General features: G+C 70.0%; 24 protein-coding genes. 13 read left to right on the top strand and 11 right to left on the bottom strand.

The window, feature by feature from the left end; translation table 11 throughout:
- The first annotated feature begins 313 nt into the window (after positions 1 to 313).
- Positions 314 to 964 carry a GGDEF domain-containing protein gene (locus tag ACQZ13_RS05475; RefSeq protein ID WP_431050207.1) on the top strand — a complete coding sequence of 217 codons (651 nt, stop codon included), beginning with the start codon at positions 314 to 316 and terminating at the stop codon, positions 962 to 964.
- A 25-nt stretch (positions 965 to 989) separates the two neighbouring features.
- Here ACQZ13_RS05475 and ACQZ13_RS05470 read toward each other — a convergent pair whose 3' ends face one another.
- Entirely contained in the window at positions 990 to 1,640 is a 651-nt protein-coding gene (locus tag ACQZ13_RS05470; protein WP_431050206.1) for a DUF1134 domain-containing protein, read from the bottom strand.
- Between the two features lie 268 nt (positions 1,641 to 1,908).
- Here ACQZ13_RS05470 and ACQZ13_RS05465 point away from each other — a divergent pair, with 268 nt between their 5' ends.
- Positions 1,909 to 2,337 carry a hypothetical protein gene (locus tag ACQZ13_RS05465; protein WP_431050205.1) on the top strand — a complete coding sequence of 143 codons (429 nt, stop codon included), beginning with the start codon at positions 1,909 to 1,911 and terminating at the stop codon, positions 2,335 to 2,337.
- Positions 2,338 to 2,362: 25 nt separating this feature from the next.
- Entirely contained in the window at positions 2,363 to 2,725 is a 363-nt protein-coding gene (locus ACQZ13_RS05460; protein WP_088404978.1) for a PilZ domain-containing protein, read from the top strand.
- 158 nt (positions 2,726 to 2,883) lie between these two features.
- Here the strand turns inward: ACQZ13_RS05460 and ACQZ13_RS05455 are convergent, their stop codons facing one another.
- Positions 2,884 to 3,732, bottom strand: coding sequence for an alpha/beta fold hydrolase (locus tag ACQZ13_RS05455; RefSeq protein ID WP_431050204.1), 849 nt, complete (start codon positions 3,730 to 3,732; stop codon positions 2,884 to 2,886).
- Between the two features lie 111 nt (positions 3,733 to 3,843).
- Between ACQZ13_RS05455 and ACQZ13_RS05450 the strand changes: the two genes are divergently transcribed.
- From ACQZ13_RS05450 to ACQZ13_RS05435, 4 genes are all read left to right on the top strand, one after another.
- Positions 3,844 to 5,112 (top strand): sensor histidine kinase, encoded by a 1,269-nt coding sequence (locus ACQZ13_RS05450; RefSeq protein ID WP_431050203.1) that lies wholly within the window; start codon positions 3,844 to 3,846, stop codon positions 5,110 to 5,112.
- Positions 5,109 to 6,218, top strand: coding sequence for a histidine kinase (locus ACQZ13_RS05445; protein WP_431050202.1), 1,110 nt, complete (start codon positions 5,109 to 5,111; stop codon positions 6,216 to 6,218). The genes ACQZ13_RS05450 and ACQZ13_RS05445 overlap by 4 nt, the downstream gene beginning before the upstream one ends.
- A complete protein-coding gene (locus ACQZ13_RS05440) occupies positions 6,215 to 6,976 on the top strand; it encodes a LytR/AlgR family response regulator transcription factor (protein ID WP_088404974.1) in 762 nt (253 codons plus the stop codon). Before ACQZ13_RS05445 ends, ACQZ13_RS05440 begins: the two co-directional genes overlap by 4 nt.
- A gap of 68 nt (positions 6,977 to 7,044) precedes the next feature.
- Positions 7,045 to 9,321 (top strand): molybdopterin-dependent oxidoreductase, encoded by a 2,277-nt coding sequence (locus ACQZ13_RS05435; RefSeq protein ID WP_431050201.1) that lies wholly within the window; start codon positions 7,045 to 7,047, stop codon positions 9,319 to 9,321.
- Here ACQZ13_RS05435 and ACQZ13_RS05430 read toward each other — a convergent pair.
- From ACQZ13_RS05430 to ACQZ13_RS05415, 4 genes are all read right to left on the bottom strand, one after another.
- Positions 9,281 to 10,324 (bottom strand): sce7725 family protein, encoded by a 1,044-nt coding sequence (locus ACQZ13_RS05430; RefSeq protein ID WP_431050200.1) that lies wholly within the window; start codon positions 10,322 to 10,324, stop codon positions 9,281 to 9,283. The two genes, ACQZ13_RS05435 and ACQZ13_RS05430, sit on opposite strands and share 41 nt — an antisense overlap.
- Positions 10,325 to 10,583: 259 nt before the next feature.
- Entirely contained in the window at positions 10,584 to 11,231 is a 648-nt protein-coding gene (locus ACQZ13_RS05425) for a BON domain-containing protein (RefSeq protein ID WP_431050199.1), read from the bottom strand.
- A gap of 87 nt (positions 11,232 to 11,318) precedes the next feature.
- On the bottom strand, positions 11,319 to 11,888 hold the full coding sequence (locus ACQZ13_RS05420) for an SIS domain-containing protein (protein ID WP_431050198.1): 570 nt from the start codon (positions 11,886 to 11,888) through the stop codon (positions 11,319 to 11,321).
- Positions 11,889 to 12,025: 137 nt separating this feature from the next.
- Positions 12,026 to 12,445 carry a YraN family protein gene (locus ACQZ13_RS05415; RefSeq protein ID WP_431050197.1) on the bottom strand — a complete coding sequence of 140 codons (420 nt, stop codon included), beginning with the start codon at positions 12,443 to 12,445 and terminating at the stop codon, positions 12,026 to 12,028.
- Between ACQZ13_RS05415 and rsmI the strand changes: the two genes are divergently transcribed.
- Positions 12,444 to 13,391, top strand: coding sequence for a 16S rRNA (cytidine(1402)-2'-O)-methyltransferase (rsmI, locus tag ACQZ13_RS05410; protein WP_431050196.1), 948 nt, complete (start codon positions 12,444 to 12,446; stop codon positions 13,389 to 13,391). The genes ACQZ13_RS05415 and rsmI overlap by 2 nt on opposite strands.
- Before the next feature lie 164 nt (positions 13,392 to 13,555).
- Here rsmI and ACQZ13_RS05405 read toward each other — a convergent pair whose 3' ends face one another.
- Positions 13,556 to 13,897, bottom strand: coding sequence for a hypothetical protein (locus tag ACQZ13_RS05405; RefSeq protein ID WP_297530825.1), 342 nt, complete (start codon positions 13,895 to 13,897; stop codon positions 13,556 to 13,558).
- Between the two features lie 236 nt (positions 13,898 to 14,133).
- Between ACQZ13_RS05405 and tldD the strand changes: the two genes are divergently transcribed.
- Positions 14,134 to 15,597: a metalloprotease TldD gene (tldD, locus tag ACQZ13_RS05400; RefSeq protein WP_431050195.1), complete on the top strand. Its 1,464-nt coding sequence runs from the start codon at positions 14,134 to 14,136 to the stop codon at positions 15,595 to 15,597.
- Between the two features lie 318 nt (positions 15,598 to 15,915).
- A complete protein-coding gene (locus ACQZ13_RS05395) occupies positions 15,916 to 17,061 on the top strand; it encodes a 3-deoxy-7-phosphoheptulonate synthase (protein WP_088404966.1) in 1,146 nt (381 codons plus the stop codon).
- Between the two features lie 2 nt (positions 17,062 to 17,063).
- Here the strand turns inward: ACQZ13_RS05395 and ACQZ13_RS05390 are convergent, their stop codons facing one another.
- Complete coding sequence (locus ACQZ13_RS05390) at positions 17,064 to 17,450, bottom strand: hypothetical protein (protein WP_431050194.1); 387 nt, start codon at positions 17,448 to 17,450, stop codon at positions 17,064 to 17,066.
- Positions 17,451 to 17,786: 336 nt separating this feature from the next.
- Here ACQZ13_RS05390 and ACQZ13_RS05385 point away from each other — a divergent pair, with 336 nt between their 5' ends.
- Positions 17,787 to 18,605, top strand: a complete 819-nt coding sequence (locus ACQZ13_RS05385; protein ID WP_088404964.1) for a zinc-dependent peptidase — start codon at positions 17,787 to 17,789, stop codon at positions 18,603 to 18,605.
- A 39-nt stretch (positions 18,606 to 18,644) separates the two neighbouring features.
- Here ACQZ13_RS05385 and ACQZ13_RS05380 read toward each other — a convergent pair whose 3' ends face one another.
- Positions 18,645 to 19,196, bottom strand: coding sequence for a protein phosphatase CheZ (locus ACQZ13_RS05380; protein ID WP_431050193.1), 552 nt, complete (start codon positions 19,194 to 19,196; stop codon positions 18,645 to 18,647).
- 287 nt (positions 19,197 to 19,483) lie between these two features.
- Here ACQZ13_RS05380 and ACQZ13_RS05375 point away from each other — a divergent pair, with 287 nt between their 5' ends.
- Positions 19,484 to 19,933 (top strand): hypothetical protein, encoded by a 450-nt coding sequence (locus ACQZ13_RS05375; protein WP_088404961.1) that lies wholly within the window; start codon positions 19,484 to 19,486, stop codon positions 19,931 to 19,933.
- 37 nt (positions 19,934 to 19,970) lie between these two features.
- Here the strand turns inward: ACQZ13_RS05375 and ACQZ13_RS05370 are convergent, their stop codons facing one another.
- Together ACQZ13_RS05370 and ACQZ13_RS05365 are read right to left on the bottom strand one after the other, a co-directional pair.
- Entirely contained in the window at positions 19,971 to 20,669 is a 699-nt protein-coding gene (locus ACQZ13_RS05370; RefSeq protein WP_431050192.1) for a CBS domain-containing protein, read from the bottom strand.
- A 60-nt stretch (positions 20,670 to 20,729) separates the two neighbouring features.
- Positions 20,730 to 21,200 (bottom strand): Lrp/AsnC family transcriptional regulator, encoded by a 471-nt coding sequence (locus tag ACQZ13_RS05365; protein ID WP_088404959.1) that lies wholly within the window; start codon positions 21,198 to 21,200, stop codon positions 20,730 to 20,732.
- 162 nt (positions 21,201 to 21,362) lie between these two features.
- Between ACQZ13_RS05365 and ACQZ13_RS05360 the strand changes: the two genes are divergently transcribed.
- Complete coding sequence (locus ACQZ13_RS05360; protein ID WP_431050191.1) at positions 21,363 to 24,950, top strand: indolepyruvate ferredoxin oxidoreductase family protein; 3,588 nt, start codon at positions 21,363 to 21,365, stop codon at positions 24,948 to 24,950.
- Positions 24,951 to 24,980: the final 30 nt, after the last annotated feature.

Below are 24,980 nucleotides of genomic sequence, written 5' to 3'. Positions count from 1 at the left end.
TCCATCGAGATCGACATCCACGGGTTCGGACCATCCTAGTCCCGCCCCTCCCCGACCCTTGTCCCCCAACCACGAAAGCGTCATGGCGTCGGCACGCCGTCGTCATCCGAATCGCGCATCGCCCGCTTCATCCCGACGTCGCGAAGCGCTCATCCGCTCGTCACCAATCCGTCGTCGGCGTGACCACCGGTAAGCACGCACTTGCGCCGCACACACCATTTGATGCGAGTGCAACGGCGTTTCCCCGGGTTCGTCCCATGGTTTGGTCGTATAGCGGACGCTATTCTTTTCCGTTATGACTGTAGACAAGGTCTTGCGATCCAGCCCCGGCACCCTGGGCGATCTGGAACAAGGCTGCGCCGAAGCCCGCCGTCTCATCCTGGACGGCCAACTCGACGCAGCCCGTTCCCGTCTGGATGAGCTGCGCAAGACCCACGGCGACGATCACGCGCCGATGCAGGAAACCTTCAGCGCGCTGGCCGAGGCCCACGGCGACTACAACGTCGCCCTCGCCCACTTCAAGCGCTTCCATGCGCTGGCGATCGAGTCCGGCGCCTCCTCGCCGCTGGCCTCGCGCGATCAGCTGCTGGCGCGGCTGGTCGAGCGCCAGCAGCAGAACTCCCCCGACATGGCCTGGTGCCTGGTCGCGCTCGGCGCGGCGCGGGCGCCCGCGGGCGCGCTGCCGCACATGCTGCGCCAGCAGTGCCGCGCTCAGGACGTGCTCGCGCTCGGACAGGGCGAAGCGATGCTCATGCTGCTGCACGACGTCGACCTGCCCACCGGCCGCAAGGTCTGCGAGCGCTTCCGCGCCGTGTGGATGCAGCAGCAGCCGACCGCCGGTCCGCTCAGCATGGGCCTGACGGCCTGGCGCGGTCCGGGCGATACCGGCAGCGGCCTGCTCGGTCGCGCCGAACAGGCGCTCGCGCGCAGCCAGCGCGAAGGCGCGCCGCTGCGCACCGGCTGAACGCCGGCCTGCCCCTCGCGGGGCTTCAGAACGGATTGATCGACTTCTCGCGCCGGTAGTGGACGTAGCCCACGCTCGCGCCCGCGCGCAGTCCCACGCCCAGCCGGATCGGCGCCAGCGTGATGCCGTTGGCGCGCTGGTAGTTCACGCCCGCACCGCCGATGTAGTACAGGCTGCCGTCCACGCCCGGGAAGCGGCGATAGATCGCGCTCGCCTTGGGCAGCTTGTAGACCAGCGTGAACACCTTGGATGCATTGCCGCCCACGTCGAAGCCCACCGACGGCCCGGCCCAGTAGACCTTGCCGCCGCCGCCGCGCTTCATGATCAGGTCGCCGTCGCCGTAGCGCAGGCCCACCGTCACGGCGCCGCTGGCTTCCTGGCCCTTGATGTAGGCGTTCGGGCGGCCCTGGTCCTTGAAGGCCTTCTCGATCACCTTGGCCAGGCCTTCGGTCGTCTCGCCGAAGAAGTCGGTCGCTTCCTTCAGCACCGAATCCTGGTCGTAGGTGTCGTCCTCGTTGTCGGCGGCCAACGCCGGCAGCACCGCCAGACCCGGCGGCAGCACCAGCCCCGCGGCGGCGTAGCGGCCCAGCCGCCCCAGCGCGTCGCGACGCGTGCGCAGCGACGGCGCCTCGCTCAGATCGATCAGTCCCTCGGTCGGCATGTCATGACGGTCCATGTGAATCTCCGGGTAAGTCGGGATGGCGTCGGGTCACTCATCCGCCGGCGCCGGGTCAGGTCGGACGGCAAAAAGAGTGCCCGCCCTGCGAACCGATGGATGCTACCCGTCGTCGTGACAAACGGTGTGCGCAGGGCCGCGGCGCGCCGATACACTCCTCTTTCCCGCCGTCCGGAGGGACCGGGTTTCCAGGAAGGGAACGCGGATCAAGGACCGGCGACGCATGCGAACAGCAGTCGTGAAAAGAGTGCATCAAGGAGGACATGCAGTGAGCAGTGACCTGCCCCGTCTGGCGCGAGCGCTGGAATACCTGGACATGGCGTCCGCCCTCTACGTGGGCGGCGGCGCGGACCATTCCGCGCAACTGCTGGCGGCCGCCGGCGAGCGCCTGCTGGGCGACCTCGCGCGGCTGATCCAGTCTCCCGAGCACGGCCACGAGGTCCAGCAGCTGCTGGGCCGCCTCACGCAGGCCCACGCGCCGTCGCAAGTGCCCGAGGTGTCCGGCCACCACCAGTCCCGCCAGCTGCAGGCGATGCTGTCGCGCGCCGAGTCGCCCGAATCGACCGAGCTCCGTCAGGCCACCTCCGCGCTGCTGCGCGCCTCGTGGTACCTGCTGGAGACGATGGGCCTGGAACCGCTGGCGCCCTCGCGCCTGCACCAGGCCATCGAGAAGAGCACCATCTACGCCGAGCTCTGAGCGCCGGCATACCCTCGACGACATCATGAGCGCCGAACGCCGTCACTTCTCCCGCATCGCCTTCGCCGGTCCGGCGCAGCTGGTGACGGTCGAGCAACGCCTGCCGGTGCAGGTGCTGGACCTGTCGCTCAAGGGCGCGCTGCTGTTGCTGCCGCCCGGCTCGGGCGTGGAACCCGGCGCGCTGTGCCTGCTGGACCTGCCGCTGGCGCCGCACGACGGGCGGATCACGATGGCCGCCCAGCTCGCCCACGTGGAAGGCGATCGCGCCGGGCTGCTCTGCCTGGGCATCGACATCGAGAGCATCACCCACCTGCGCCGCGTCATCGAGCTGAACCTCGGCGACGCGACGCTGGTCGAGCGCGATCTCAAGGCGCTGGTCGCGTCCTGACCCCTCTTACTCCCTCTCCCGCTTGCGGGAGAGGGCAGGGGTGAGGGCTAGCAGCGGTGGAAGTGCTGAAGCCATCTTTCTGACTGCCCAGGCCGCTGGCCCTCACCCCCGCCCTCTCCCGCAAGCGGGAGAGGGAGCAAAGCGTCACCGCTGACGATTCAATCAGCGATGAACTTCCTCAGCACCGCGAAGGCCGCGACGGGATCGTCACGCCAGGCGCCGTGCCCGACGCCCGGGAAGCGCGCCAGCTGACGCCACTGCGGCGGCAGCGCGTCGTGGATCTCCAGCGCGTCTTCGAGCGGGCAGACCGGGTCGTCCTCGCCGACCATCACCAGCACCGGGCACTGCGCCTTCTCCAGCCCCTTCAGGAGCCCGAGGTCCTGCTTCTCGCCGCTGACGAAGTGCAGCAGGATGTCCAGGTTCACCAGCGTGCGGCCGCCCGCCTCGGGATCGGCCGCCGGCTGCGTGTTGTAGAGGTGGCGCACGCCGGACCAGTAGGCCTCGAAGGTCTCGCGCGTCGGGCGGCTCCAGAACGCTTCCGCCAGGGCACGGGCCTCGGGACCGCCGCGGCGCTCGAACGCGTCCAGCTTGCGTGCCAGGCCCATGTGGTGCGAGGTGCTCGACAGGATCACTTTCGACGCATGCCCCGGATGCCGCGCGATGTAGCGCTGCGCCACGAAACCGCCGAAGGACTGTCCCAGCACGATCGGCTTCTCGATGCCCAGCGCGTCGCACAGGCGCACGATGTCGTCGGCCCACATGTCCAGCGTCCACTCGGACGACGGACGCGGATCGCTGCGGCCATGGCCGCGATGGTCGTAATAGACGATCTGCGCGATGTCCGCCAGCTGGCTGAACGCCGGCTTGAACGCCGCATGGTCGAAACCGGGTCCGCCGTGCATGCAGATCAGCGTCGGCTTCTCGCGCATCCGCGCCCCGTCCGGCACCAGGCCGGGTCCTTCGACGTCCACGAACAGGCGGGCGCCGTTTCCGATATGGATCTTCATGGGCGGCGAGTATGCCGCCTCCGCGCCATGGATGCCGGACTCGTCCGGCCCTGGGCGGCTTCGTCGCACGCCCGCTGGCGCCCCCTGCGCACGGCGGACAGAATCGCGACCATGTCCGATGCGTTCCCTCCCCTGCCCGGTCCCACGCCCGCCGGCCATGCCTCCGCCGGCAGCGCCGCCGTCGGCAGTGCCGCCTTGGGCGATACGCCCGAGCCTCGCCGCTCGGCGCGGGACGCCGCGCTGCAGCTCTTCAACCTGCGCATGATCGCGGCCGCCTTCTACTTCTGTCTGGCGATGGCCGGCTCGCGCGCGCTGACCTGGCTCACGCAGGACGACGGCATGGGCGCGTGGGGCATGGAGTGGCTGCGCTTCACCCGGCAGACGCTGCTCACCGCGCTGAGCGTGCTGGCCGCGCTCGCGTTGGTCGAGGCGCTGCTCACCCGCTGGCGCACGCGCTGGCCGGTCGGCGTGCGCGCCGTGGCCATCGCCGCGGGGGCCACCGTCGGCACGCTGCTGCGCTACAAGGTCGCCAACCTGGGCGATCCGGACGCGCCGCTGCACTGGGACTGGGTGCTGTCCACCTCGCTGCTGTGGCTGGTGCTGGGCGGCTTCTTCGCCGCGCTGCTGCACGGCGTGCGCGAGGAACGCAGCGCCCAGGCCCGTCTGGCCGAACTGGCCCGGCAGCATGACCGCCTCCAGGCGCAGCAGATGGAGGCGCAGTTCTCCGCGCTGAACGCGCAGATCGAGCCGCACTTCCTGTTCAACACGCTGGCCAACGTGAAGCGCCTCTACGAGACAGCGCCCGAACGCGGCCGCGACATGATGGGCAGCCTGATCGCCTACCTGCGGGCGGCCCTGCCCAGCATGCGCCAGGGCACGTCGACGCTGGGACAGGAACTGGAACTGGCGCGCAGCTACCTCACCATCCTGCAGATGCGCATGGGCGAGCGGCTGCGCTTCGACATCGAGGCCGACGCCGCGCTGTTCGCGACGCCCCTGCCGCCGATGGTGCTCCCGACGCTGGTGGAGAACGCCATCAAGCACGGCCTGTCTCCGCTGCCCGAAGGCGGCCGCATCGACATTTCCGCCCGGCGCGAGCCCGGCGGCCAGGGCCTGGTGCTGGAGGTGCGCGACACCGGCCAGGGCTTCGCCGCCAGCGGCGGCAGCGGCGTGGGCCTGGCCAACACCCGGGCGCGGCTGACGGCGATGTTCGGCCGCGAGGCCTGCCTGGAACTCGAAGCGGCGGCGCCGCGCGGCGTGGTCGCGCGGGTGCGCGTGCCGCTGGGCGGCGCGTCGCCCCTCTCGAGCGCCGGCCACACGGGGCTGGCGGGATCAAGCTCTTCGGCAAGCGCCGCGGCCACGGCCGGGGCCGCCCCATGAGCCCGGCCGGCTGGCTGCCCCATGTGTGGCACTCGTGGCGCTCGCTGCGTCGCGAGGAGCTGTCGTGGTTCCTGCTGATGGGCGTGTTCTTCGGCCTGCTGGACGTGTCCTCGGTGTTCTACGTGATGGACAACCCGCGCTGGCCGGCCGCGCTGGCCAACCAGATGATCACGCCGCTGCTGGTGGCGCTGGCCCTGCTGCTGACCTGGCTGCCCGCCGCGCGCAGCGCGCTGGACGACCGCTGGCGGATCGCGCGGCTGGGCGCCGCCGTCCTGATCGGCGCGCTGCTGGCCAAGCTGTTCTACAGCCAGCTGATGCCGCTGCTGCAGCTGCCCTCGATCGCCGAGCTCGCGCGCGAGCGCAAGGGCGAAGGTCCCTACCTGCCGATCCGCTGGCTCAACTTCATCGGCGAGAGCCTGTCGATCTGCGTGCATGCCGGGCTGTCCGTGGCCTGGATCGAGATGGTCATGCGGCGGCGGCGCACCCGCGCGCGGCTGGAGGCGATGCTGCGCGAGCAGAGCGCGATGCAGCGCGAGGCGGTCGCCGCGCGGCTGGCCGCGCTGCAGGCGCAGGTGGAGCCGCAGTTCCTGTTCGACACGCTGGTCGACATCGAGCGCGCCTACGGCCGCGCCGACCACGAGGCGCCGGATCAGATGGAGCGCCTGATCCGCCACCTGCGCGTGGCCCTGCCCCGGCTGCGCGACCGCGGCGTGACGCTGGCCTCCGAGGCGGCCCTGCTGGACAGCTACCTCGCCGTGGTCGCGGGACGGCACCGGCGACTGCTGACCTTGTCGACGGAGTGGTCCGCGTGGCTCGCCGCGCGGGCGGTGCCGCCGATGCTGCTGCTGCCGCTGGCGCAGCTGATGCTGCGCGACACCGCGCGACTGCCGTCGCAGGCCCGCTTGAGCGCACAGGAATCGCCCGGCGGCGGTCTGCGCCTGAGCCTGTCCTTCGACCGCGGCGGACTGGGCGGCGAAGAAGCCGCGCTGCACGCGCTCGGCGAGCGGCTGGAGCGCCTGGAGCGCGCGCCCGGCACGCCGCCGCCTCGGCTGCAGTGCCGCAGCAACGCCGACGACACCGAATTCACGCTGGAGCTGCCCGCATGACCCCGCATCCGACCGCCGTCGTCGCCGAGGACGAGGAAACACTGCGCCACGAACTCGTCGAGCGTCTCTCGCAGCTCTGGCCGGAGCTGGACATCCTCGGCGAGGCCGGCGACGGCGTGCAGGCGCTGCGCCTGCTGCACGAGGTCAAACCCGACGTGCTGTTCCTGGACATCGAGATGCCCGGCGCCACCGGCCTGGACGTGGCGCGGCAGGTGCAGGGGCGGTCGCACGTCGTGTTCGTCACCGCCTACGACCAGTACGCCGTCGCGGCCTTCGACGAGGGCGCGGTGGACTACCTGCTCAAGCCGCTCGAACCGGCGCGGCTGTTCACCGCGATCCAGCGCATCAAGCAGCGCCTGGCGGGACCGCCGGCCGACCTCAGCGCGGTGCTGAGCCAGCTCGGCGCGCAGGCCGGCGCGACGACGAAGCGGCAGTACCTGCGCTGGATCAACGCATCGGTCGGGCAGACGCTGAAGCTGATCACCGTCGACGAGGTGCTGTACTTCCAGTCCGACAGCAAGTACACCCGCGTCGCCACGCGCCAGGGCGAGGCGCTGATCCGCAAGCCGCTGAAGGAGCTGGTCGAGGAACTGGATCCGCAGCAGTTCTGGCAGATCCACCGCTCCACGCTGGTCAACGCGGCGGCGGTCGCCGGCGTCTCGCGCGACTTCCGCGGCCGCATGCAGGTCAAGCTCAAGGAAAGCGAAGACGCGCTGATCGTCGCGGAGAGCTACACCCACCTGTTCCGGCAGATGTGATGTCGCGCACATGACCTCGCGGGCACTGGGCCGCTCCCACAATCGTCGGCAAACGACGGGAGACAGCCATGGCCATCGCCGCCACCGCCAGCAGCTCGGCTGCCACGACCACCGAGCACACGCACACCCGCATCTGCCCGCTCTGCGAAGCCTGCTGCGGGCTTGAGATCCGCACCCGGAGCTCCGCCGAAGGCACGTCCATCGTGTCCATCCGCGGCAACGACTCGGACCCCTTCAGCAACGGCTATCTCTGCCCCAAGGGCTTTGCGCTGAAGGACCTGCACGAGGATCCCGACCGCCTGCGCCAGCCGATGCGCCGCCGCGCGGACCGCTCCGGCTTCGATCCGGTCAGCTGGGAGGACGCCTTCGAGGAGATCGCGCAACGCCTGCCCCCGCTGCGCGACCAGTTCGGCGCCGACGCCGTCGCGCTGACGATCGGCAATCCGGCCTCGCACAAGATCGGCCTGTTCAGCTACTTCCCGCACCTGGCGCGCGCGCTGGGCACGCGCAACCTGTTCTCGGCCTCGACGCTGGACCAGATGCCCAAGCAGCTCGCCTGCGGGCTGATGTACGGCCACTGGCTCAGCGTGCCGGTGCCCGACCTGCCTCGCACCGACCTGTTCATCTGCCTCGGCGCGAACCCGATGGTCAGCAACGGCAGCCTGTGGACCAGCCCCGACTACCGCGGCAAGGCCAAGGCGATGCGCGCCCGCGGCGGCCGGATCGTCGTCATCGACCCGCGCCGCACCGAGACCGCGCAGGCCGCCGATGAGCACCTCGCGATCCGTCCCGGCGGCGACGTCTTCCTGCTGCTGGGGCTGCTGCACACGGTGTTCGAGGAGGGCCTCGTGAATCTCGGCCGCATGGCCGAGCACGTCGAGGGCCTGGACGTGCTGCGCGCCGCCGTCGCCGACTTCCCGCCCGAACGCGGCGCCGCGCATTGCGGCATTGCCGCGGACGCGCAACGGCGGCTCGCGCGCGAGTTCGCCACGACGCCGAAGGCCGTCCTGTACGGCCGCTTCGGCACCTGCAAGCAGCGATTCGGCTCGCTCAACAGCTGGCTGATCGACGCGCTCAACATCGTCACGGGCCACTTCGACGTTGAAGGCGGCCTGATGTTCCCCAAGGCCGCCGCCTTCGCGGCCAACACCCTGGGCAAGCCCGGCCAGGGCAAGGGCGTCGCTACCGGCCGCCGTCGCAGCCGCGTCGGCAAGGCGCCCGAGGTGATGGGCGAGTTCCCCATCAGCTGCCTGGCCGAGGAGATCGAGACCCCCGGCGACGGCCAGGTCCACGCGCTGATCACGGTCGCCTGCAACCCGGTGCTCTCGTCGCCGAACGGCGCCCGGCTGGCACGCGCGCTCGACGGCCTGGACCTCATGGTCAGCCTCGACCCGTACATCAACGAGACCAGTCGCCATGCCGACCTGATCCTGCCGCCGCCGTCGCCGCTGGAGGACTGGCACTACGACATGGTGTTCGCGCAGCTGTCCTGGCGCAATCACGCGCGCTGGTCCGGCCCGGTCGTGCCCGCCGGCCCCGACACGCGCGGCGAATGGCAGACGCTGCTGCGTCTGGCCGCCATCGTCGCCGGCCAGCCGGCCGATGCGGACCTGCAAGCCTTCGACGACGCCGCGCTGCGCGCCGAGCTCAAGCGCCAGGCGGGCGATCAGGCCGAGGCCCTCTTCGCGATGCTGGACGGCGACGCCGGCCCGGCGCGCTGGCTGGACCTGGGCCTGCGCTCGGGCCCGTACGGCGACGGCTTCGGCGCCAAGCCGGACGGCCTGACGCTGAAGCAGGTGCGCGCCGCGCCGCACGGCATCGACCTCGGCGAACTGCAGCCGCGGATCCCCGAGGTGCTGCGCACGGCCTCGGGCCGCATCGAGCTGGCGCCGGCGGCGCTGCTGGCGGACCTTGTCCACGCGGATGCTGCCCTGCGCCATCCGACCGGCGACGAGCTGCTGCTGATCGGCCGTCGCGAGACCCGCAGCAACAACAGCTGGATGCACAACCTGCCGGTGCTGGCGAAGGGCCGGGACCGCTGCACGCTGCTGGTCCATCCCGACGACGCCGCGCGCGCGGGTCTGGCGGACGGCCAGTCCGCGCGCCTGAGCAACGCGCGCGGCAGCCTGATCGCGCCGATCGCCCTGAGCGCGGACATGCGGCCCGGCGTGGTGAGCCTGCCGCACGGCTGGGGGCACGACCTCGCCGGCAGCCGGCTCGCCGTCGCCGCGCGGCACCCGGGCGTCAACATGAACCTGCTGCTGGACGACGAGGCCCGGGACCCGGTTTCGGGCACCTCGGTGCTCAGCGGAATACCAGTGCGCCTGAGCGCGGACCCGTCGTGAGCAGGCTGTGCGGCGACGCCCCCGCCGGCGCCGGCGGGAAGCGTCCCGCCAGCACGCCGCTGACCAGTTCGAGGTGGTGCATGACCTCCCACTGCTTGCTCAGCGCGCGCGTCGGCACCACGTCGTCGATCAGGCCGGAGAGGTAGCGCCGCACCGCCTCGGTCGGACCGAAGCAGACGTCGGGCCGTTCGAGCGCCGCGTGGAAGGCCAGCAGCGCTTGGCGGAAGCGGGCCTCCGCGCCGCCCTCCTCCGGACCGAGGCGTCCGCCCATGAAGTGCTCGATCCAGAACTCGCCGGAGGCGGGCATCGTCCGCAGACAGCTGAGCCGGAAGGCCGCCAGCCGGGACGCGGTCTCGGGCGCCTCCGGGCGCGAGGGCAGCGTCGTGTAGTCCGAGAACCCGGCCAGCCCGTCGCGGGCGAAGGTCAGCGCACGGTCGGTGAACAGGTGGCGGTCGCTGGCGCGCAGGTCCAGGGTCTCCGGCAGCCGGCGGTCCTCGACCCAGACGCATCCCGCGCCGCCCAGCATCGCGCGCGCGGCCGTCGTCGGCTCGATGTCCTTGAAGAAGACCATGCGGATCTGCGCGCCGCCGAGCAGCGACATCACCTCGTGCAGCGGCGGCGAATCGGGCAGGACGACCAGCCCCATCGGCCGGGCGCCGAACAGCTGCACGAAGCGCCGCATCACGCTCGGCGTCAGCGACGGCCCGAGCATCAGGGTCGGGTGGATCCATTGCCGCTTCGGCAGCGAGGTGAAGAGCTGCCGGCCCCATTCGAGGGACTGCGCCGACGGCAGCAGCTCGAAGTCCTGGCGCATCGGATTGACCACCAGCCAGACCTGGAGCCGGTGCGTCTCGCAGGCCTCGAGCGTGTGCCGCACCGAGGTCGCCGCCTGACGCACCGGCTCCAGCACCGGCTGCAACCGGCCCTCCGATCCGAGCACCGGCGCGAGGTGCCGCAGGGCCAGCACCTCCTTCTGTTTGCCATGGAGATAGGGGAAGTACATCGTCTCAGCCTCCGCTTTGCTTATTGAGAGAGGCGCGATGATGAGGAGCGCTGACCGATCCGTCAGCAGCGACTGCCTTCATGTGTGAGGCAAGTCAAAGGAGTCGCTAAAAAACTCGAAAACGACGAGTCGGGATCGCACCGTTCGCGAGGGTCGCGACACTGATGCGCCCCCTTTTTCGGCGCGTGCCGTCGCCGGCCGCGCGCCAATGAAAAAGGGACCGCGATGGCGGTCCCTTCGAGGAGAAGAACGAGGTCGTTCAGGGGTTGGTCTTGGGCTTGTTCTGCTGCGCCTGGCCCATCGCGGCGAGGTCGGCCTCGCTGATGATCTCCATCGCGCGAACGACCTTCTGCACGCCGCGCACGCCGCGCGCGATGTCGGTCACGCGGGTGGCTTCGCGTTCGGTCACGCGGCCCATGATGTAGACGTTGCCGCGTTCGACCACCACGTAGAACGCGTTCGAGATCAGATCCTTCGCATCGACCAGGCTGGCCTTGACCTTGGCGGCGATGGCGACGTCGTTGGCGCGGCTGGACAGCGAGCTCAGCATGCCCACGCCGACCTCGTTGAGCACGCTGCCGACGTTCTCGACGCCTTGCGCGATGCGCTCGACGGCGGCCTTGTCCTCGTCGTTGCGGGTCTCGCCGGTCAGCAGCACCATGCGGTTGTAGCTGTTGACGCTGATGTGGACGCGGTCGCCGAGCTGCTCGCGGATGCGGTTGGAGGTCTTGAGCTCGATGCCCTGGTCCTCCAGCTGCGTGCCGGAGGTGCGCCGGTCGGTCGCCACGAAGGCCCCGCCCACGGCGGCGCCGCCGACGATCAGCGGCACGCAGGCGGTCTGCAGCAGGGCGCCGCCGAGTGCGGCGGCAAGGATCAGGCGGCGGTTCCAGCGGGTCGGGGTCGTCATGCGGAGGTCCTTGGAGAAGTCGGGGAGGAAGTCGTCGGCATCGCCGTCGGGGTCGGGATCAACGGACGAACACTGCGCGGCGCGCGGTCATTCGCCGGCGCCCAGCAGTTGCAGGTCGATCGCGTCGCTGAGGCAGTGCGTGAGCAGGCGGTGCGCTTCCGCGACGCGGGCGAAGCGGCTGTGCGGCACGCGCAGCTGCACGTCGGTGTCGAGCAGCGTGCCGCGCCAGTCGTCGTCCTGGGTGCCGCTGATCACGATCACGCTCATCTCCTGGCCGTGCGCCACCTGCAGCAGTGCGGCGGCGGCGCCGCTGGCCTGCGCCTCGAACAGCAGCAGCAGGTCGCCCGGATGGCCGAAGGTCTGGATCTGGCGCATCAGCGCCGACGCCGGATCGGCGTAGCCCTGCGACTGCGCGTCCAGCGCGATCGCGGCCAGGCCGGGCCGGTCCTGCTCGAAGTTGCCCGACAGCAGCGAGGCCATGTAGGTGGCGTCCGCCGCCGACGTGCCCAGGCCCGCGGTCAGCACGCGACCGCCGCCGGTCAGCACCGTCACCATCATCTGCGCCGCGGTCGCCAACGGCCGCGACAGGCTCTCGGCGATCTGGTACAGCAGGTCCGCGCTTTCGAAGAACTGTTGTTGTATGCGTTGTTCCAACATATGGCGGGGATGATAAGCGGTGAAGACCCTCACCCCATCCCTCTCCCGCAGTGCGGGAGAGGGGGCCATCCAGGGTGGCAATGCGGGGAATGACTCCCTCTCCCGCACTGCGGGAGAGGGCGGGGGTGAGGGTCGTGTCAATGCTCCGCCGGCACATCGAACGCTCCCCGCAGCCACTCGATCCTTTCGCCGTCGACGGCCACCACATCGAACCGGCACGGCGGCACGATGCGCTGCGTGCGCAGGAAACATTCCGCCGCGAAGATCACACGCCGTTGCTTGTGCCGGGTCACGCTGGCCGCCGCGCCGCCGTGGCTGTCGCTCTCGCGGGCGCGCACCTCGACGAAGACCAGCGTGCCGTCGCGTTCGCGCAGGATCAGGTCGACCTCGCCGCCGCGCGCGGACGGTCCGCGCGCCACCCGATAATTGCGGGCCACCAGCCGCAGGCCCTGCCGCCTCAGATGGTCGAGGGCGCGCTGTTCGGCCTCGGCCCCGCGCGCCTGCCTGTCCACGGCCGTTCCGGCGTCCGCGCTTCCCCTGGAGAAGTTCTTGAACATGTCGACGTCCCCGTCCGCTTCGCTGATCGCCGCCGCTGCCGCCGCGGCCGGTCATCAGCAACACCCGGCCGGCACGCTCTACGTCGTCGCGACCCCGATCGGCAACCTCGCCGACCTGAGCCTGCGCGCGATCCACGTGCTGGGCCTGGTCGACGCCGTCGCCTGCGAGGACACGCGCGTCAGCGCTCAGTTGCTGAGATGGCTCGGAGTGCACAAGCCGCTGGTGGCCCTGCACCAGCACAACGAGCAGCAGGCGGCGGAAGGACTGGTGGCGCGGCTGCTGGCCGGCGAGCGCATCGCCTACGTCAGCGACGCGGGCACGCCGGCGATCTCGGATCCCGGCGCGGTGCTGGTCGCCGCGGCGGCGAAGGCCGGCGTGCGCGTCGTGCCGCTGCCCGGCGCGAGCAGCGCGGCGGCGGCGCTCAGCGTCGCGGGCGACGCGCGGGCGCAGGGTTTCCGCTTCGTCGGCTTCCTGCCGACCAAGGCGGCGGAGCGCCGCAGCGCGCTCCAGGCGCTGACCGGCGCGCCGCACAGCCAGGTGCTGTTCGAGGCGCCGCATCGCATCCAGGAATTGATCGCGCTGCTGGCGGAGCTCGCGCCCGAGCAGACGCTGACGGTATGCCGCGAGGTCACCAAGCAGTTCGAGACCATCCACACCGCGCCCTGCGCGACCTTGCCCGCCTGGATGGCCGAGGACAAGCAACGCGAGCGCGGGGAATTCGTGCTGGTGCTGCATGCGGCGCCGACGGTGTCCGACACCGACGGCCTGCCCGAGGAGGCCCTGCGCACGCTGCGCGTGCTCGTGCGGGACCTGCCGCTGAAGCAGGCCGCGGCGCTGGCCGCGGAGCTCACCGGCGAGTCGCGCAAGGCGCTCTACCAGCAGGCGCTGGAGTGGAAGCAGGACGCCCAGGGCGAGGATGACGAGGACGCCGACGCGGCGTCCTGAATTCATCTTCCTGCGGAGACCCCAGCCCTCACCCCCGCCCTCTCCCGCAAGCGGGAGAGGGAGTCCAACCGGCTCCACTCGCAGCGCTGGCTCCTCTTGCTCCCTCTCCCGCTTGCGGGAGAGGGTTGGGGTGAGGGCCAGCGGCCTCGGCAGTCAGGTCTGGATCACTTGCCCGCAGTCTTGTTGTTGTGCTTCGCGCGGCGGATGTCGGCACTGGCGACGTCCTGCTTGCGCTGCAGCTGGCGGCGCTCCTTCGCGGTGACGACACCGTCGGACTTGGCCTTCGCCTCGGCGTTGTCGACGCGGGCCTGCTGCTTCTCCAGATGCTGCGTTTCCTTCGCGGTCAGCTGACCGGACGCGGCGCCGTTGGCGATGCGCTGCTGCTGGTTCGCTTCACGCTGGTCGACGCGCGGCGTGGCGGTCGAGGCCGGCGCGGCGGTCTGGGCGAACGCCGAAGCGGCGAGCAGGCTGGACACGAGGGCGATCGACAGGGACATGCGCTTCATCGAGGTTCTCCTTGGGAGGTTGGCTGCGGTTTTCGTTGCCGCTGGGGAGACAACGAGGGTCCCGTCGGAAACGGCGACCGGGTCGCCGTAAAGATCGGTGAAGCGATTGCTACGGATCGCTACGCCGCGCCGCCGTCCCTCCGCTTCGGGCAACCGACCTCGACTGGTCACCATCCCCCGGGGAGGGTCGCCCCCGTCGGCGAGCGCCCGCCCCGGGCGATGCCTACAATCAGCCGATGATTTCGCGCGAACCCACCCTCGCCCGCCTGGTCACCGCCCGTGCCCAGCTGCTCGAACCCTTCGGCCTGACCGATGCGTCGCTCTCGCAGGCCCTGCGCCTGATCACGGAGCACCGCGTCGACGACGCCGATCTCTACTTCCAGACCACCCGCGCGGAGGGCTGGAGCCTGGAGGAAGGCATCGTCAAGAGCGGCAGCTTCTCGATCGACCAGGGCGTGGGCGTGCGCGCCGTCGCCGGCGAGAAGACGGCGTTCGCGTACTCCGACGACATCTCCGAAGCCGCGCTGCTCGACGCCGCCCGCACCGTGCGCGCGATCGCCTCGGCCGGCCAGAGCCGCCGCGTGAAGGTGCCGACCGAGCCGGTCGTCTCCGGCAGCCGCTCGCTCTACGGCGACGCCGACCCGATCGCCAGCCTGGACAGCGCGCAGAAGGTCGCCCTGCTGGAGCGCACCGAGCGCCTGGCCCGCGCCAAGGACCCGCGCATCGCGCAGGTGATGGCCGGCCTGGCCGCCGAGCACGAGGTCGTCCTGATCGCCCGCGCCGACGGCACGCTGGCCGCCGACGTGCGGCCGCTGGTGCGCCTGTCCGTCACGGTCATCGCCGAGAGCAACGGCCGCCGCGAGGTGGGTTCCGGCGGCGGCGGCGGGCGTTTCGGCCTGGCCTACTTCACCGACGAGATGATCGCCTCCTACGTCGAGCAGGCGGTGAGCGCGGCGCTGACCAACCTCGAATCGCGCCCGGCCCCGGCCGGCGAGATGACCGTCGTCCTCGGCCCGGGCTGGCCCGGCGTGCTGCTGCACGAGGCCGTCGGCCACGGCCTGGAAGGCGACTTCAACCGCAAGGGCTCGTCGACCTTCTCCGGCCGCATCGGCGAACGCGTCGCCGCCAAGGGCGTGACCGTGCTGGACGACGGCACCATCCCCGACCGCCGGGGCTCGCTCAACGTCGACGACGAGGGCTGCGCCTCGCAGCGCAACGTGCTGATCGAGGACGGCATCCTCAAGGGCTACATCCAGGACGCGATGAACGCGCGCCTGATGAAGGTCGCCCCCACCGGCAACGGCCGCCGCGAGAGCTACGCCCACATGCCGATGCCGCGCATGACCAACACCTACATGCTGGGCGGCGACAAGGATCCGAAGGAAATCATCGCCAGCATCGACAAGGGCCTGTACGCGACCAACTTCGGCGGCGGACAGGTCGACATCACGTCGGGCAAGTTCGTGTTCTCCGCCAGCGAGGCCTACTGGGTCGAGAACGGCAGGATCCAGTACCCGGTCAAGGGCGCGACCATCATCGGCAACGGCCCGGACGCGCTGACCCGCGTCACCATGATCGGCAACGACATGCAGCTGGACACCGGCGTGGGCGTCTGCGGCAAGGAAGGCCAGAGCGTCCCGGTGGGCGTCGGCCAGCCGACGCTGCGCATCGACGGGCTGACCGTCGGCGGCACGGCCTGACCCCGCGCTGATCCGGCGCTGCCCCTGGAATCCACGAAGGATGGCTTGCCCGATGTCGTCGCACGACACGGGCGGCTGTCACCCCGCGGTGCTTGACGCGCTGCGGTGAGCACAGGCACTATTGGTCCCATGCGTTCCGCACCCAAGTTCTACTTTGCTTATTTTTGGTTCTCGCACCGCCCCGGCGGAGGAGAGGCGAACGCATAAGCAGAGCGCCAAAGAATCCTCGAAAACCGCCGGGCCCCAAGCCCGGCGGTTTTTTTTCGGCCGGGCCCCGAGCACACAGAGCCAAGCAGCCCACCACTGAAAGCGTCACCCATGAATGCCAAGTCGACCAGTCCTTATCCCAGCGCCACGCAGGCGGAGCGCTGGTATTCGCCGCAGGACAAGACCTCCCAGACCGACGACGAACGCATCCTGGACATCACGCCCTTGCCGCCTCCCGAACACCTCATCCGCTTCTTCCCGATCCGTGGCACGGCCATGGAGCAGCTCGTCGTCGGCACGCGCCAGCGCATCCGCGACATCATGCAGCGCAAGGACGACCGCCTGCTCGTGATCATCGGGCCCTGCTCGATCCACGACCCGGCCGCGGCGCTGGAGTACGCCAAGCGCCTGGTGACGCTGCGCGAGCAGCACGCCGACACGCTGGAGATCGTGATGCGCGTCTACTTCGAGAAGCCGCGCACGACGGTGGGCTGGAAGGGGCTGATCAACGACCCCTACCTCGACGAGAGCTACCGCATCGACGAGGGCCTGCGCATCGCGCGCCAACTGCTGCTGGAGATCAACCGGCTGGGCATGCCGGCGGGCTCGGAGTTCCTGGACGTGATCTCGCCGCAGTACATCGGCGACCTGATCAGCTGGGGCGCGATCGGCGCGCGCACCACCGAGAGCCAGGTGCACCGCGAGCTGGCCTCGGGCCTGTCGGCGCCCATCGGCTTCAAGAACGGCACCGACGGCAACATCAAGATCGCCACCGACGCGATCCAGGCGGCGGCGCGGCCCCACCACTTCCTGTCGGTGCACAAGAACGGCCAGGTCGCGATCGTCGAGACCAAGGGCAACCGCGACTGCCACGTGATCCTGCGCGGCGGCAAGGCGCCGAACTACGACGCCCAGAGCGTCGCGGCAGCCTGCGCGGACCTGGCGACCTCCAAGCTCGACACGCGGCTGATGGTCGACTGCTCGCATGCCAACAGCAGCAAGAACCACGAACGCCAGCTGGACGTCGCGCGCGACATCGCCGCGCAGATCCGCGCCGGCGGCACCAGCATCTTCGGCGTGATGGTCGAGAGCCACCTGAAGGGCGGCGCGCAGAAGTTCAGCCCCGGCAAGGACGATCCGTCCAAGCTGGAGTACGGCAAGAGCATCACCGACGCCTGCCTGGCCTGGGACGACTCGATCGAGGTGCTGGACGTGCTCAGCGAGGCGGTCCGCGCCGCGCGCACGGAAACGGTCTGAATTCAGGCAGTCACGTCGAGGATGCGCGGCGTTCCGCCCGCGCGATCGACGTGGCTGACCAGCATCGGTCCGAGTTCGACCTGCACGCTCAGGTCGGGAAAGCTGACGGCGGTGAAACTGCCGTGAGAGTACGCCGGCGTCTCCACGCGGCTGACCGGCGGCGCTTCCTGCCCGAGCGGGTGACGGCCATAGGTGACGTCGGCGCTGTTGCGCGCGTACATCTCCTTGAGCGGCCCTTCCGTCCCGATGAACGGAGACAGGCGCAGCACCACGGACGGCGGCGCGCCGTCCAGCATCTCCTGCTGGACTTTCGCGCGGTACTGCTGCAGCGGACTGACGTCGAACGGCGACGTCCTCAGCGACGTCGCCTGCACTTCCGAAAACTTCAAATTGCCTCGACGGCCACCGCGCCTTCCGGCCGGTCGCCGCCCTCCCTCTTGACTCGTCTGTTCGTAACAAGGCGACCGTCTGGTGGCGGCGCTTCAATCAGCGCTCAAGTCCGCGGTCGTCCAGGCCGAAATTGTCCGGGTCGCGGGTGACGGGATCGGGCGTCCCGGTCGTCGGATCGACTGGCAATCGCCCCGGGGGCCCGACTTCGTCGCGCCGACGCCGCACTCCTGTTCGAACAACGATTGCAAGCGGCAACACCTGACCCGCTCTTGAAAAGCGCTCCGCCCGCGCGCATCTTCGAAGTCTTGCAGCGAAGCGCCGAAGCGCTCCCCGCCATGACCCTGCTGTTGCTCGCGCTGTTCGCGGCGCTGATCTGCTTCTGGCTGATGAGCCACTCCTGGCGACAGGCGCGCCGCCGCGCCCGGCTGCGTGCGAAGGCCTTCCCCGCCGCATGGCGCGCCATCCTGCGCCGCAACGTGCCGCAGGTCGCGCGGCTGCCGGCGGACCTGCAGCTCAAGCTCAAGCGGCAGATGCAGGTCTTCCTCGCAGAGAAATCCTTCATCGGCTGCGCCGGCCAGGTCATCACCGACGAGGTCCGCGTGACCATCGCCGCGCTGGCGACGCTGCCGCTGCTCGGCCGCGCCCGCGGCTACTACCCGAAGCTGCACACGGTGCTGGTGTATCCCGGCGCGTTCATCGTCGACCGCGTGCGGCATCAAGGCCCGCTGCAGATGCAGGACCGGCAGGTGCTGAGCGGCGAATCGTGGGGCGAGGGCCAGGTCGTGCTGTCCTGGGACGACGTGCTGAGAGACGCCGCGCAGCCCGAGCGCGGCCACAACGTCGCGGTGCATGAATTCGCGCACCAGCTCGATCAGGTCAAGGGCCTGGCCAACGGCGCGCCGTGGCTGGGCAACCGGGCGCGGCAGGCGCGCTGGGCGGCGGTGATGCAGCAGAGTTTCGACCTGCTGCGCGCGCGGCTGGCCGCGGGCGAGCCCGATCCGCTGGGCGATTACGCGGCCACCGAGCCGGCAGAGTTCTTCGCGGTCTCCAGCGAGCGCTTCTTCGGGCAGCCGTGGGCGCTGGCACAGGCGCATCCCGCGCTGTACGGCGAACTGCGGCGCTACTACGAGGTGGATCCGATGCTCTGGTCCTGAGCAGGGACCGCCGCGTTCATCGAACGCCGGGCGTCAGGCTCAGAACCCCATTTCGGCCAGCATCGCGTCGACGTCGTCCTGCTGCAGCGCCTTGTCCGGCGTCTGCACGCCGGCGAGCTGTTCTTCCGCAGCGGCGGCCGGGGCGGCATGTCCCTGCGCGGCAAGCAGCTGTTGCAGCGGCTCCTCCGCAGGGCGCAGCATGCCCAGCACCTTGTTGATCACCTGACCGGACAGGTCCTGGAAGTCCTGGGCCATCATGATCTCGGTCTGCAGGCCCTTCACGCGGTCCGCGAAACCGGCGGCGCCGGCCGCATAGGCGGCGCACAACCGCATCATGGCGCGCGCGCGTTCGACGCTCAGGTCCGGCGACGCGGCCAGACGCTGCAGCGATTCCGACAACTCATGCCCCTGGCGCGCGACGGCCTGCGCGTCCTCCTGCGCCGACTCGACGATCCCCAGCACCTTGTTGGCGGCCTGATCGGTCATGCGCTTGACGTAGTCCAGGCGTTCGCAGGCGTCGGGCAACTCGTGCGACAACTTCTGCAGCGCCTGATGTGCGGCGTCCGTGAGGGGGGTATCGAATTGGGACATGGTGAATCGAGCTCGCGAAGGTGGACGCAGGGTCGGCGTGTGGTTTCGCGCGGTGTGCGCACTGCGCCACTTCGGGCGCTTCAGAACGCCCGGAAGGCGCTCTTTGGAGGTGCAGAAATCTTAGTTCTGCAACTGCTGTAACCAACGGAAAGGGGTGGGATCACCCGTGCATTTTTGGTGGGGAGACCCGCATTTAAGTAGTTGACGAGGCCGGTCGCCTGTAGCCTTCATCCCGTCCGTCTCCGGTCCGCCCAGCTGGTTGTCTTTTTGGCAAAGCGATCCGTCTCATGAACATGGCCACCACCCGTCCTTCGCCCGGCTTGTCTCGCGCCAACGCGCGATCCGGCCCGTCCACGTCGCGTTCGCCTGCGAGCGCCTCGCGGGACGACGGCCGCAGCTTCGCCGCCGCGCCCCGTGCGCAGGTGGCGCAGCCGGCGCCGCCGTCGGCCCTGCGCGACGTCAGCGACATCGTCGTGGGCGTGGCGTTGATGCTGGGCGTGCTGTTCGCGCTGCTGATGCTGACGCTGTACACGCGGGATTCGATGGTCATCGGCAAGGCGCTGCAGGACCAGGGCTCGGCGCGCGGCACCCTGATCTGCAAGGACGGGAAGGTCGCCCGCGGCGACGGCTCGCTGCCGGACCGCATCGTGGAAGACGGCGTGTTCGTGTGCACCGACTGGCGCACGCTGCAGGCGATCGAGCAGGAAGAAGCCGACCGCGGGATGCGCAAGTACTGACCCTGGGCGCCCTCGAGCGCCCCAGGCGTCGCACGCGTCAGGACCAGAGGTCCAGCGGCGGTTCGTGCGTCATGCCGCGCAGCAGGTCGCTGCGCGAGAGAAAGCCGATCAGGCGGCCGTTGTCGTCGCCCACCGGCAGACCCGGCAGGCCAAGGTCCAGCATCAATTGCGCAGCCTCGCGCAGCGGCGTGTCGGACTGCGCCACCGGCACCGGCGTCCACATCACATCGTCCACGGGCGCAGCCAGCCGCCGGGCGATGACCATGATCTCGGCCATCTCCTCCAGATCCTCCGCCAGACCGCGTGTGAGATCACCGCGCGACACCAGGCCACGCACCTCGCCCTGCTCCCCGAGCACCGGCGCCTGAGCCACCCCGACGCGCGACATCGTCCGCATCGCCTGACGCAGCGACGAGCCCGACATCACGCTGATCAGCTTGCGGCTCATCAGCTGATGCACCTGGGTGAGCGGCACGCGCGTGGTGTCGCCGGCGTAGGCCGCCAGCGCCTCGTGCGCCATGTAGGCCGACGGACCGAATCCCGGCCCGCCCCCGACGCCGCCGCCAGCGCCCTGCCCCACCCCCGCCAGCACGACCGTCGACGGCGTCAGGTCGCCCTGCCGCGCAATCGGCGCCACCGCGCGCGTGCGCGCCACCGCCTGCACCGGAGCCAGGTCGCGAACCTGCTCCAGGCCGCCGGTGAGAATCTTTCCGGAAGTGCCGTAGACGGAGAACATGGCGTCAGGATCTCACGTCGAAAACGCGATGCCCATTGAGGAGAACGCGCAGGAACACCATCACGGCACCGGATACGCGGTCTCGTACTTCACCTCGCGCAACACCACGTTGCTGCGCACGCTGGCCACGCCCGGGACACGGAACACCTTGCTCTGCAGGAACTGGTCGTAGGCCTTCATGTCGGGCGCGACGATCTTGATGACGTAGTCCGCCTCGCCGGTGATGGCCTGGCATTCGACGATCTCCGGACTGCCCGCGACCATCGCCTCGAAGGCGTCGACCGCCCCTTCCGTGTGACGCACCAGGCTGACGTTCGCCAGGACGCAGATCGACAGGCCGAGTTGTTCCCGGTCCACCAGCGCCACGTGACGCCTGATCACGCCGCGCTCCTCGAGCTCCTTGACCCGGCGCCAGACCGGCGTCGCCGAGAGCCCCACCTTGTCCGCCAGCTGCTGGGTGCTCTGGCGCGCATCGGCCTGCAACGCCTCCAGGATCAAGCGGGTCGCCCGATCGAAACGTTCATTCTCCATATCCGCGCTTTCTGAGTATGACTTGATCGATCCTTGCTGCCGCACTAGTAAACGGAGCAAGAAAGTTCCCATTGTCTCGGAAAGAATCCCCTCATCGATCCATCTACAAATCCGAGCCGACCGGCCCGCCCCGGCCGGCTCGCCCCATTGGGGAGACAAGCCATGACCGAAGCCAGTCTTGCCGTCGCGCCGGCCCTGCGCCCCTACCAGCTCTCCGACAACCTGGCCGCCAGCGCCGGACCGGTGTTCCTGACCGGCACCCAGGCGCTCGTGCGCCTGCTGTTGATGCAGAAGGCGCAGGACGAACGCCAGGGCCTGAAGACCGCCGGCTTCGTCAGCGGCTACCGCGGCAGCCCGCTGGGCATGGTCGACCAGCAGCTGTGGAAGGCGAAGAAGTTCCTCGACAAGGCGGAAGTCAACTTCCTGCCCGCCATCAACGAGGACCTCGCCGCCACCGCCTGCCTGGGCGTGCAGCGCGTGGCGCTGGACCCGAAGCGCACCGTCGATGGCGTGTTCGCCATGTGGTACGGCAAGGGCCCGGGCGTGGACCGCTCCGGCGACGCGCTCAAGCACGGCAACGTGTACGGCACGGCGAAGCAGGGCGGCGTGCTCGTCGTCTGCGGTGACGACCACGGCTGCGTGTCCTCGTCCACGCCGCACCAGAGCGACCTCGCGCTGCAGGCCTGGTCGATGCCGCTGGTGCATCCGGGCAACGTCGCGGAGTACCTCGAATTCGGCCTCTATGGCTGGGCGCTGTCGCGCTTCTCGGGCGCCTGGGTCGGCTTCAAGGCGATCTCGGAAGTTGTCGAGTCGGGCATGACGGTCGACCTCGATGCGGTGGCCATGGACTTCGAGCTGCCCGTCGACCACACGCCGCCGACCAACCTCCACATCCGTTCCGTCGACCTGCCGTCGCTGGAACTGGAGTCGCGCCTCGCGCACAAGATCGACGCGGTGCTGGCCTTCGCCAAAGTCAATTCGATCGACAAGCACATCGTCGTCAGCCCGCGCGCGTCGCTGGGCATCGTGACTGTCGGCAAGGCGCACTACGACTTCATGGAAGTGCTGCGCCGCCTGGACCTCGACCCCAACGCGCTGGCCGCCGCCGGCGTGCGGGTCTACAAGGTCGGCCTGGTGTACCCGTTGGAGCCGACGCGCATCCGCGAGTTCGCGCAGGGCCTGACCGACATGCTGGTCATCGAGGAGAAGGCACCCGTCGTCGAGCGCCAGATCAAGGAACTGCTCTACCACCTGCCCGACGCGCAACGTCCGCGCGTGGTCGGCAAGTCCGATGAACACGGGGCCGCCGTGCTGAGCGCGCTCGGCGAGCTGCGGCCGTCTCGCATCATGCCGACCGTCGCCGACTGGCTGGCGCGTCTGAACCCGGCGCTGGACCGGCGCCATCTGGTCGTCGATTTCCTGACGCCCTGCCTGCTGTCCAACAGTGCGGATGCGGTGCGCCGCCAGCCCTACTTCTGCTCGGGCTGCCCGCACAACACCTCGACCAAGCTCCCCGAAGGCTCGCGCGCGCTGGCCGGCATCGGCTGCCACTTCATGGCGAGCTGGATGGAACGCGGCACCTCGGGCCTGATCCAGATGGGCGCCGAAGGCGTGGACTGGGCGGCGCATTCGCGCTTCACGACCGAGAAGCATGTCTTCCAGAACCTGGGCGACGGCACCTACTACCACTCGGGCTACCTGGCGATCCGGCAGGCCATCGCGGCCAAGGCCAACATCACCTACAAGATCCTCTACAACGACGCGGTCGCGATGACCGGCGGCCAGCCGGTCGACGGCCAGACCTCGGTGCCGCAGATCGCGCGCCAGGTCGAGGCCGAAGGCGTCAAGCGCCTGGTCGTGGTCTCCGACGACATCGAGAAGTACGAGGGCCACCACGGCCTCTTCCCGACGGGAACGACCTTCCACGACCGGTCCGAGCTGGACGCCGTGCAGCGCGAGCTGCGTGAGATCGCCGGCGTCACCGTGCTGATCTACGACCAGACCTGCGCCGCGGAGAAGCGCCGCCGCCGCAAGAAGGGCGAGTTCCCCGACCCCGACAAGCGGATCTTCATCAACGAGTCCGTCTGCGAAGGCTGCGGCGACTGCGGCCAGGCGAGCAACTGCCTGTCGGTCGTGCCGGTGGAGACCGACTTCGGCCGCAAGCGCGTGATCGAGCAGAGCAGCTGCAACAAGGACTTCAGCTGCGTGAACGGCTTCTGCCCGAGCTTCGTGTCGGTGCACGGCGCCAAGCTGAAAAAGCGCGCCGGCGCGGCCTTCGGGCCGGCGGACCTGTCGCGCGAGATCGCCGCGATCCAGCCGCCCGCGCCCTGGGCGTGGACGGGGCCCTTCGACATGCTGGTCACCGGCGTCGGCGGCACCGGCGTCGTGACCGTGGGCGCGCTGGTCACCATGGCCGCGCATCTGGAAGGCAAGCAGAGCTCGGTGCTGGACTTCATGGGCTTCGCGCAGAAGGGCGGCGCGGTGCTGTCCTTCGTGCGCGTGGCGCCGACGCAGGACCTGCTCAACCAGGTCCGCATCGACACGCAGCAGGCCGACGTGCTGCTGGCCTGCGACATGGTCGTGGGCGCGAGCGCCGACGCCCTGGCGACCATCAAGGCCGGCCGCACGGTGATCCTGGCCAACACGCATGAGCTGCCGACCGCCGCCTTCGTCCGCAACCCGGACGCGAGCCTGCAGGCCGACGCGCTGATCGCGAAGATGCGCCACGCCGTCGGCGAGGGCAAGGACCTGCTCGCCAGCATCGACGCGCAGGACATCGCCAAGCGCCTGATGGGCGACACCATGCCCAGCAACATCATCATGCTGGGTGCGTGCTGGCAGCGCGGCCTGGTGCCGGTGTCCTTCGAGGCGCTGATGCGCGCGATCGAGCTGAACGGCGTCGCCATCGAGAACAACAAGACCGCGTTCGCGCTGGGTCGTCTCGCGATCGCCGCGCCGGAGGCGCTGCGCCGCCTGGCGGGCGAACAGCCGGGCTCCGCGGTGCAGTGGTTCAACTTCGACCAGCTCGACGACAAGGAGGGCCAGCCCGGCCTGATCGCGCGCCGCAAGGCCTTCCTCACCGACTACCAGGACGCCGCCTACGCCACTCGCTACGAGGCGCTGGTGCAGCGCGTACGCGCCGCCGAGTCCGCTCTGGGCAACGCAGGCAAGGGCCTGCGCCTGACCAAGGCCGTCGCGCGCTATTACGCCAAGCTGCTCGCGATCAAGGACGAGTACGAGGTCGCGCGCCTCTACACCGACGGCAAGTTCGAAGCCGCGCTGAAGGCGCAGTTCGAGGACTGGGATCACCTGAGCTTCCACATGGCCCCGCCGCTGCTGTCCAAGCCGGGTGCAGACGGCCGCGCGAAGAAGGTCGAGCTCGGCTCGTGGACCTTCAAGGCGCTGAAGACGCTGGCGAAGTTCAAGGGCCTGCGCGGTGGCGTGCTCGACATCTTCGGCAAGACCGAGGAGCGCCGCATCGAACGCCAGCTGGTTCGCGACTACGAGGCGCTCGTCGACGAGCTGCTGGCGCACCTGAGCGCGGACAAGCTCGACGTCGCCATCAAGCTCGCGCGACTGCCCGAAGGCATCCGCGGCTACGGCCACGTCAAGCTGGCGAACGTCGTCACCGTGCGCGCGCAGTGGAAGGATCTGCTGGACCGCTTCCACGGTCGCGCGGTCGAAGCGCCCATCGCCGTCGTGCCGATGACGAAGGCGCCCGAACGGGTCAAGGGCGTCGCCGAACTCTGAAAACGCAGGCGCCGGGACACGGCGGAACGG

Origin of the sequence: Roseateles sp. L2-2 (genome assembly GCF_050613215.1) — a bacterium.
Classification (GTDB): domain Bacteria; phylum Pseudomonadota; class Gammaproteobacteria; order Burkholderiales; family Burkholderiaceae_C; genus Roseateles; species Roseateles noduli.
The sequence above is the reverse complement of the archived record's forward strand: the minus strand, read 5'-3'. Positions and strand labels throughout refer to the sequence as shown.